Here is an 8,861-nt window from a genome sequence, read left to right as displayed (position 1 = left end):
GGTCGGGCGGGGTTCTGGATTGCCGGGGTCGCCCGCCCGATGGCGGCGGGGCGACGGACGGGTCTTCGGCCCGCCCGCTCGCTGCGGATGCGCCGCCCGCACGGGAGCTGGCGACGAGGCTCGCCAGCGGACCCTCGCGGCCGGGCGGGAACCGGGCGCCGGGAGACGTCAGAGGTCGATGTCGAGCGTGACCGGGAAATGGTCCGAGGCCGCGAGAAGGGCCTGCTGCAATTCGGGGGTGCGAAAGCAGTTCGGGTCGTTCAGCGGGTGCCAGATCCGCCAGCGGGGCGATTTCGCCGCCAGATCGGCCGAGACCATGATGAAGTCGAGCAGGGCCTCGAAATACTGCTGCTCCGGGGCGAGCCAGAAGCGGGCCGAACTGGGCTGGATGCCCACCCGCTGCGTGAGCGCCATGCGCGCATGGGGTTCGTGCAGGCGCAGCTCGGGCGCCTCCTCGAGCCCGAGGACGATCTCGATCCCCGACCGGCCGAAGAGCTTCTCATATTCGTCGAGCCCCGGGCCGTCGTTGAAATCGCCCATCACCAGCACGCTCTGATGGCGGGCAAGGAGGGCCGTCCCCCGCCTCCGCAGCCAGACGCATTCGGCCAGCTGCTGGCGGCGGTTCTGGATCGCGATCCGCACGGCCTCGGCCGGGTTGCGTGCGCCGTGCGGGGCCTTGGACTTGGCATGGACGCCGATCACCCGCAGCGGGTGGCCGTCGGCCCTCAGCGCAAGCTCGAGCGGCGGCTTGGAGAAGCGGATGGCCTCGGGCGTGGCATCCACGTCGATGTCGAAGCGGAACACATCGTCGAACCGGGGCGCCTTGGCGCTCGACTGCGGATCGTGATGGGCCTCGATCCGGGCCGGATCGTAGAGGAGCGCGATCTCCTGCTCGGTCTCGCTGGGAAAGCCCATGACCGCGCGCGAGGCGCGCAGGTCGAAGGTGCGCGCGAAGGTCTCGAGCGCCTTCACCGTCGAGCGGCGCCGGCTCTGGTTCGGCGCCTCGATGACCATGATCGCGTCGGCATCGAGCGCGGTGAAGACGATGCCCAGCGATTCGATCTGGTTGCGGCGGGTGATCTCGTAGCGGCCCGACAGCTCGTTGTCGGGCCTGAGCCGCCCGTGGTCGTCGAAGAGCCCGTTGAACCATTCGACATTGTAGGTGGCGATGCGCAGCGGGCGGGCCATTCAGGCCGCCTGTTTCGCGCTGATCTCCTCCCAGGCGCGGTTGATATCGACCAGCCGCCGCTCGGCGAGCCTCACCGCCTCCTCCGGCACGCCGCGCGCCACCATCCGGTCGGGATGGCAGTCGCGCACCGCCTGCTTCCAGGCGCTGCGCACCTCCGAGATCGGCGCGTCATGCTCCACCCCCAGCACGTCGTAGGGATCGCGCGGCGCGTCGCTCACGAAGCGGGCGCGCAGGGCCCGGAAGCAGCGGTCGCCGATCCCGAAGATCCGGGCGACCTCGGTCAGGAAGGCGTCCTCGTCCGGGTGATAGCTTCCGTCGGCCACCGAGATGTGGAAGAGCCCCTCCATCAGATCGAGGAGGATCCGGTCGTCGTCACGGAACATTCCCTTGATCTTGCGGGCATAGGCATCGAAGCCCGCCACATCCTGCCGCGCGAGGTTGAAGACGCGGGCGGCGTTGGCCTCCTCGCCCGGCGGGATCGCGAAGATCTCGCGGAAGGCCGCCACCTCGTCGCGCGTCACCTGCCCGTCGGCCTTGGCCATCTTCGCGCCCAGCGCGATCACGGCAATGGTGAAGGCCACCGACCGCTCGGGCGGGGTGCGCAGGCGGTCGAGCACGGCCGACAGGCTCTCGCCAGAGGCGAGGGCGGCCAGCGCGTCGGTGATGCGGGTCCAGATCGACATGGGGCCAGCATAAACCGCCGATCCGGTGGTGTCAGGAGAGGAATTTCTGCATCAGCACAAGGTCGAGCCAGCGCCCGAACTTGTAGCCCACCTGCGGCAGCACCGCCGTCTCGGCAAAACCCATCGCCGCATGGAAGGCGCGGCCCTCGGGGTTGCCCGCGCTCACGCCCGCAAAGAGCGAATGGGCGCCGCCCCGCCGCGCATGATCCTCGATCGCCGTCATCAGCGCGCGCCCGAGCCCGCGACCACGCGCCGCAGGCCCGAGGATGATCGTGTGCTCCATCGTGTGCCGGTAGCCCACGCCGCCGCGGAACTGGGCGTAGCTGGCAAAGCCCACCGGCCCCTCGCCCGGATCCGCCACGAGGAACGCGGGCCGCGCCGCGATCAGCGCGCGCAGATCGTCGGCCGACTTCTCCTCGGCGTTGAAGGTCACCAGCGTGTCGCGGATGATCGGGTTCCAGATCGCGAGAAGGGCGGGCACATCCGCATCCACGGCGGGACGGATCATCGGGACAGCTCCGGGGCGGGGATCATGCGAGCAGGCGCGGGCCCTGCGGGCCGTCCAGCGTGAAGCGCAGCGCGGGCCGGTCGCTGGCGAGGAAGGCCACGCGGTCGTCTGCCAGATGGGCCGCGAGCCGCCGGGCCAGCGCCGGGGCCTCGGGGTGGCGGATCTCGATCCGCGCGAGCCGCAGGCCCGCATCGGGCAGCGACGGCGGGCTGCCCTGCCATTCGATCAGCGCCGGAAAGAGATTGTCGAAGGGCAGCCGCCCGTCCTCGGGCACGGCCATCCGCCAGCGCAGCCCGCCGCGTCGAAGCTCCAGCGGGCGGCCGGCCTCGGGCAGGAGCGCCAGCGCCGCGTCGAGATCCGCGCAGCGCAGGATCCAGTTGGAGGGGCGGGGGCGGCCTGCGAACCGGTCGAGGTCGAACCAGCGCGGGAAGGGCGGGCGCGGCGCGGCCGGGTCGGGCGCGATCACCTCGAGGTAGCTGTCGCCGAGCCCCAGCAGCCGGTTGTGCGTGGCCATCAGCGGATGGGCGCCGCCCGGCCCCATGGCCAGGTCCAGAGCCGCCTCGACGACGGCGGTGCCCTCCGCCAGATCGGCGGCCGCGACCGCCACATGGTCGAGCTGCATCATCCGGTGGTCTTCACCTGTGGCGTCGCATGAAGCGCGGCGGCCAGCGACTTGAACCGCGCCTGCGCCACCTCGCCATAAAGCGCCGTGCCCTCGGGCGTCAGCGTCAGCTCGAGGACCTTCTTCTTCGGCATGAACTTGAGGCTGCCCGCGGTGCTCGGATCCTCGATCGAGAACATCGAGCCGAAGCGCATGGCCTTGCCCAGCACCTCCGCCTCGAGGATCTGCTCCTCGCTCAGCAGCCGGAACAAGGGCTCGAGCCGCGAGCCCGAGCGCGAGTTCTTGTAGCGGTGGAGGAGGGCCAGCCCGAGGAAGACGCGGCCGGGATGATCGAGCCCGCCCAGATTGGCGCGGGTCGCGTTGTCGAAGCACATTTCGGCGCGGTAGTCGGGATGGGCGCGCCAGGTCGTGTCATGGAGGAGGCAGGCGGCCCGGATGAGGCGTTGCCGGTCGGGGGGGGCGTTCTTGAAAAGCGGCGAGAGGAACTGGTGCAGCTTCTTGCCGAAGCCGGGGCTGCGGGCGGAGGTCGCCTCGGCCATGCGCGCGGCCTCGATCAGCGGATCGCGCGCGCGGAGCCGGGGCGGCATCTGCTCGTAGAGCAGGCCCTCCCGGATGCCGTAGGAGGAGACGTCGATCTCCTTCGGCCGGAAGATGCGGATCAGCTCGCGCAGCACTTCGACGGCGAGGGGGACAAGCTCCATCCGCTCGGGCGAGGTGCCGGTGCGGACGCGCAGCGCCGCCAGATCGCCCGCCTCGATCCAGTCGAGCGTCTCCATCAGCGAGCGCGGCAGCATCCGGTATTCGTGAAGCACCGTCAGCGGATAACCGCGCCGCTCCATGTCGAGGCGGGCGATCACCCGCCACGAGCCGCCCACGAGATAGATGCGGTCGTGGTCGGGCTGGATCGTGTCCTTCAGCCCCTTGATGATGCGCGAGATATGGGCCTGCCGCTCCTTGGGCGTGCCCTTGACCTGCTGGAGGCGGAAGGGGCCGAGCGGCGAGGTCACGCGGCGGCCGACCTTGCCGTCGCCGATCCGCGCCAGTTCCATCGAGTTGCCGCCGATGTCGCAGACGATGCCGCGCGCGTCGGGCCAGCCCAGAAGCACGCCCTGCGCCGAGAGCCGCGCCTCCTCGTCGCCGTCGATCACCCAGAGCCTGAGCCCGGTCTCGCGCAGCACCTCGGCCTGAAAGTCGGGCCCGTCCTCGGCCTCGCGCACGGCGGCGGTGGCGACCACCATCATGGGCGTGACCTTCATGCCGCGCGCCAGAAGCGCGAAGCGTTTCAGCGCGGCCAGCGCCCGCTCGCGGCCGCGCGGGTTCAGCCGGTTGGTCTCGGCCAGCCCCTGACCCAGACCGCACATGATCTTCTCGTTGAAGAAATAGGCGGGGCTGCGGGCCGCGCCGTCGAAGACGACCATGCGCACCGAGTTCGAGCCCACATCCACCACCCCCACGCGCGACAGCGCGCGGGCCGACGGATCCTCGAACAGGGGCCTGCCCAGCAGGCCGAACTCGTCATGCGGATCCGGGAGGTCGTTCACGGCACATCTCCCGCGTTGGTTGCGGCCAAGGTAATGGCTGAGGAGGCTCCGTCAATGCTGAATGCGAAGGCCGCGGGCCGGACCGCCCGAACCGATCCCGCACCCGCGGAGAGGCCGGCCGTCTGCCCGCTCTGCCTCACAGGGGCCCCTCGTCGCGCAGCGTGGCAAGGCGCTGCACATCCTTGGCCCCTGCCGTGCCGCGGCCGGACAGCGAGGGGTTCTCCATGAAGAAGGCGTGGCAGGAGAAGAGAGATTCGTCGGCCGCGACCGGCGGGCGGACATAGCGCCCGTTCGGCTGGAGCAGCCAGCTCTGCGACTCGTCGGCAAGGTTGGCGGCCATGATCTGCCCCACGATCTGCGCCTTCACCGTGGGGTTCAGCGCCTCGACCAGCGTCTCGACCCGGCGGTCCATGTTGCGGCCCATCCAGTCGGCCGAGGAGAAGAACACCCGCGCCTTCTTCGAGGGCAGGCCCGATCCGTTGCCGAAGCAGACGATGCGGCTGTGCTCGAGAAAGCGCCCGACGACCGACTTCACCCGGATATTGTCCGACAGGCCCTTCACGCCGGGGCGCAGCCCGCAGATCCCGCGCACGATCAGGCTGATCTTCACGCCCGCCTGACTGGCGGCATAGAGCGCGTCGATCAGCTCGGGGTCGATGATCGAATTGACCTTGAGCCAGATCTCGGCCGGGCGCCCGGCGCGGGCATGGTCGGCCTCGGCCGCGATCAGCTCGTGCAGGCGGCCGCGCAGGGTAATGGGGGCGATCGCCACATTCTCGAGCCCCGCGGGCTGAACGTAGCCCGAGAGATAGTTGAAGATCTTGGTCGCGTCCCGCCCCAGCGCCGGATCGCAGGTGAAGAAGGAGAGGTCCGTATAGACCCGCGCGGTGATCGGGTGGTAGTTGCCCGTCCCGTAGTGGGTGTAGGTCACGAGATTGTCGCCCTCGCGCCGGACCACGGTCGAGATCTTGGCGTGGGTCTTCAGGTGCATGAAGCCATAGACCACATGCGCGCCCGCCCGTTCCAGCCGCCGGCTCTGGCGGATGTTGGCGGCCTCGTCGAAGCGGGCCTTCAGCTCCACCAGCGCCGTGACCGACTTGCCCGCCTCGGCCGCCTCGCAGAGCGCCGAGACGATGGGGCTGTCCCAGCTCGTGCGGTAGAGCGTCTGCTTGATCGCCAGCACGTTCGGATCGCTCGCCGCCTGCTGGAGGAAGCGGATCACGAGGTCGAAGGTCTCGTAGGGGTGATGCAGCAGGATGTCCTTCTGCCGGATCGCCGAGAACATGTCGCCCTCGTGGTCGGCCAGCCGCTCGGGCACGCGCGGCGTGAAGGCGGGCCAGAGGAGATCGGGGCGCGCCGAGATCACCAGCTCCTTCAGGTCGGCCACCCCGATCAGGCCGCGCACCTCGATCACCTCGTCCGAGGTGACGCCGAGTTCCTCCATGATGAGGGCATGCAGCTCCTTCGGCGCGCCGGCCGAGATCTTCATGCGGATGACCTCGCCCCGGCGGCGCCGCTTCAGCGCGGTCTCGAATTCGCGCACCAGATCCTCGGCCTCGTCCTCGACCTCGAGATCGCTGTCGCGCAGCACGCGGAAGGTGCAATGCCCGCGCTCGGTATAGCCGGGAAAGAGCATCCCCAGATGCAGCAGCAGCAGTTCCTCGAGCGGCAGGAAGCGGTGCTCGCCGGGCTTGGCGGGCAGCTCGACGAAGCGGGCGATCTGCTGCGGGATCGGCAGCAGCGCCTGAAGCGGGCGGCGGTCAGACATGCGTTCGAGTTCCAGCCCGAGCGTGAAGCCGGTGTTCGGGATGAAGGGGAACGGGTGGGCCGGGTCGATGGCCAGCGGCGAGAGCACCGGAAAGACCTTGGAGAGGAAATGATCCTCGAGGTGGCGCAGGTCGCGGACGGTGAGCTTCGAGCGGGTCAGGATCGAGATCCCCTGCTCCTCCATCTCGCGGCGCAGCTTGTTCCAGACCGTCTGCTGGGTCTGCATCAGCCGCCGCGCATCGGCATTGATGAGCTGGAGCTGCTCGGCAGGCGTCCGCCCGTCCTCGGAGAGCATGAGGTTGCCCGCCCGCACCAGCGCCCGCAGGCCCGCGACGCGCACCGTGTAGAATTCGTCGAGGTTGGTGGCCGAGATCGACAGGAAGCGCAGGAGTTCGAGCAGGGGAACGCGCGGATTGCCCGCCTCGTCGAGGACGCGCCAGTTGAAGGCGAGCCAGCTGAGCTCGCGGTTGAAGAAGCGTCTCGGGCCCGAGACTTCCTCCTCGGGCAGGGTGACGGGTTCGGGGAAGGGGGCTCTCAGGAAATCTGCCGGTGTCATGCTCTCAGCCTCGGTTCGGGTCCGTTTGCCCGCTTCTTGTGACGGTCATGCGACGGATCTCATTCTGTGGCGGTCAATCCGAGAAGTTCTGCGGCCATCTGGCGCGAGATGGGCCGCCGCTCGGCCAGCGAGCGCGCGTCGAGGGCCGCCACCAGCGCCCGGGCGGCCTCGCAGGACCGGTCCATTCGCGCCACGAGCCAGGGGACGAGCATCCCCGGCACCGCGATCTGACGGTCGGTGAAGAGCTTCACCAGCATGGCCGAGAGGAGGGCGTCGTCGGGCGCCTCCAGCCGGGTGACGGCCGCGGCCTGCATCCGGCTCTTGAGGTCGGGCAGCCCCAGGCCCCAGTCGCGCGGCGGGCTGGCCGCGGTGATGAGCAGCGCGCCCGCCCGTTCGAGCATCAGGTTGTGGAGGTGGAACAGCGCCTCCTCGGCCGCGCGGTCGCCGCCCAGCCGCTCGGCATCCTCGACCGCCACCGCCCCGTCGGCGGCCAGCGCCGGCAGATCGGCCCGCGCGAGCGCCTCGGCGGGGATGAGCCGCGCCTCGGCCCGGGCCGCCCAGATATGGGCGAGATGGGTCTTGCCCGAGCCCCGCGGGCCCACCAGCACCATCTTGCCCCGCGGCCAGTCGCGCCAGCCGTCGAGGCTCGCCAGCGCGAGCGCATTGGCGGGGGAGATGAAGAAATCCTCGCGGCTCAGCGCCGGGCGGATCGGCAGGTCGAAGGCAAGCTGGCCCTTCACGTCTCGTCCTCGGGGGTCAGCAGATGGGTGCCGCGGTAGAGGCGCGAGCTGGTATATTGCCGGATGCCGAAGCGCGCCAGCACCCCGATGGCCGCCGCCACCGGCACCGCGACCAGCATCCCCACGAAGCCGAAGATAGAGCCGAAGGCCGAGAGGGCGAACAGGAGCCACAGCGGATGCAGGCCCACCGAGCCGCCGACGAGCCGCGGGGTGATGACATTGCCCTCGAGGAACTGGCCCAGCACGAAGATCCCGGCCACGAGCCCGATCGAGAGCCAGTCGCCCCAGAACTGGAAGAGGGCGAGGCCGATGGCCAGCGCGCCGCCGATCAGGGCCCCCACATAGGGAATGAAGGTGATGGCCCCCGCGATGGCCCCCACCACGAGGCCGAACTGCAGCCCCACCGCCGCCAGCGCCACGGCATAGAAGGTGCCGAGCACGAGGCAGACCGAGATCTGGCCGCGCACGAAGCCCGCCAGCACCTCGTCGATCTCGAGCGCGAGGCGGCGCAGCGTCGGCGCATGGTCGCGCGGCAGCCAGCTGTCGATCTTGGCCACCATCGGGTCCCAATCGAGCAGCAGGTAGAAGCTCACCACCGGCACGACCACCATGAAGATCACCGCATTGATGACGCCGTAGGCCGAGGTCAGAAGCGTGTTGGCCACCTCGCCGCCGCGCTCCTTGATCGTGTCGCCGATCGAGAGGAGGGTCTGGCGCGCCGTGCTCGTCTCGTCGGAGAGCTGCGGGAAATGGTCGAGCAGGAAGGAATGGAGCTGGCGGAAGATCGTGGGGGCCGCGTCGATCAGCGCGGTGAGCTGGCTTACCAGCGTGGGAATGACCGACAGGACGAGCAGCACGACCACGAGGAGCATCGCCACCGAGATGAGGGTCGTGGCCGCGACGCGGCTCAGGCCCGCCCGCTCGAGCCGGTCGGCGATCGGGTCGAGGAAATAGGCGATGGCGCCGCCGACGATGAAGGGCAGGATGACGTCGCCCAGCAGCCAGAGCACGAGCAGGAAGACGAGGGTCGAGAGCCCCCACCACTTGGCTTGATCGCTGATCGGAAGGGCCATGCCTGATACCTCGGTGATGTTCCGCAGAAATGGCCCATGGCCCCGGTTCATGCAAGGGAAAGGGCTCGGGCCGCGGGAACGAGAGGCGCAAGAGACCCCTTCTCGGGCAAGGCACCCGCCGCCGGGCCGCGCGGACCGTCCGACCGGGGGCGGCGAGGCCGGGCAGGGGCCGGCCCCGGAGC

The 8,861-nt window shown here is 70.0% G+C and carries 8 protein-coding genes; all 8 read right to left on the bottom strand.

What is annotated here, in order from left to right; translation table 11 throughout:
• Positions 1 to 168: 168 nt before the first annotated feature.
• Entirely contained in the window at positions 169 to 1,188 is a 1,020-nt protein-coding gene (locus tag A9O63_RS16965; protein ID WP_069332989.1) for an endonuclease/exonuclease/phosphatase family protein, read from the bottom strand.
• Entirely contained in the window at positions 1,189 to 1,872 is a 684-nt protein-coding gene (locus tag A9O63_RS16960; RefSeq protein ID WP_069332988.1) for a molecular chaperone DjiA, read from the bottom strand.
• Between the two features lie 31 nt (positions 1,873 to 1,903).
• Positions 1,904 to 2,380: a GNAT family N-acetyltransferase gene (locus A9O63_RS16955; protein WP_069332987.1), complete on the bottom strand. Its 477-nt coding sequence runs from the start codon at positions 2,378 to 2,380 to the stop codon at positions 1,904 to 1,906.
• 22 nt (positions 2,381 to 2,402) lie between these two features.
• On the bottom strand, positions 2,403 to 3,005 hold the full coding sequence (locus A9O63_RS16950) for a VOC family protein (RefSeq protein WP_069332986.1): 603 nt from the start codon (positions 3,003 to 3,005) through the stop codon (positions 2,403 to 2,405).
• On the bottom strand, positions 3,002 to 4,543 hold the full coding sequence (locus A9O63_RS16945; protein ID WP_069332985.1) for a Ppx/GppA family phosphatase: 1,542 nt from the start codon (positions 4,541 to 4,543) through the stop codon (positions 3,002 to 3,004). Before A9O63_RS16945 ends, A9O63_RS16950 begins: the two co-directional genes overlap by 4 nt.
• Positions 4,544 to 4,679: 136 nt before the next feature.
• Positions 4,680 to 6,866 (bottom strand): RNA degradosome polyphosphate kinase, encoded by a 2,187-nt coding sequence (locus A9O63_RS16940; protein ID WP_069332984.1) that lies wholly within the window; start codon positions 6,864 to 6,866, stop codon positions 4,680 to 4,682.
• 59 nt (positions 6,867 to 6,925) lie between these two features.
• Positions 6,926 to 7,606 (bottom strand): P-loop NTPase family protein, encoded by a 681-nt coding sequence (locus A9O63_RS16935; RefSeq protein WP_069332983.1) that lies wholly within the window; start codon positions 7,604 to 7,606, stop codon positions 6,926 to 6,928.
• Entirely contained in the window at positions 7,603 to 8,679 is a 1,077-nt protein-coding gene (locus A9O63_RS16930; protein ID WP_069332982.1) for an AI-2E family transporter, read from the bottom strand. The genes A9O63_RS16935 and A9O63_RS16930 overlap by 4 nt, the downstream gene beginning before the upstream one ends.
• Positions 8,680 to 8,861: the final 182 nt, after the last annotated feature.

The organism is Cereibacter johrii (assembly GCF_001720585.1).
Taxonomy (GTDB): domain Bacteria; phylum Pseudomonadota; class Alphaproteobacteria; order Rhodobacterales; family Rhodobacteraceae; genus Cereibacter_A; species Cereibacter_A johrii.
This window is presented reverse-complemented; position numbering and strand designations above follow the sequence as displayed.

What these genes read in the sequence shown, in the direction of transcription:
- A9O63_RS16965 (WP_069332989.1), bottom strand. Translation starts at nt 1,188, where the DNA reads ATGGCCCGCCCGCTGCGCATCGCCACCTACAATGTCGAATGGTTCAAC.
- A9O63_RS16960 (WP_069332988.1), bottom strand. Translation starts at nt 1,872, where the DNA reads ATGTCGATCTGGACCCGCATCACCGACGCGCTGGCCGCCCTCGCCTCT.
- A9O63_RS16955 (WP_069332987.1), bottom strand. Translation starts at nt 2,380, where the DNA reads ATGATCCGTCCCGCCGTGGATGCGGATGTGCCCGCCCTTCTCGCGATC.
- A9O63_RS16950 (WP_069332986.1), bottom strand. Translation starts at nt 3,005, where the DNA reads ATGATGCAGCTCGACCATGTGGCGGTCGCGGCCGCCGATCTGGCGGAG.
- A9O63_RS16940 (WP_069332984.1), bottom strand. Translation starts at nt 6,866, where the DNA reads ATGACACCGGCAGATTTCCTGAGAGCCCCCTTCCCCGAACCCGTCACC.
- A9O63_RS16930 (WP_069332982.1), bottom strand. Translation starts at nt 8,679, where the DNA reads ATGGCCCTTCCGATCAGCGATCAAGCCAAGTGGTGGGGGCTCTCGACC.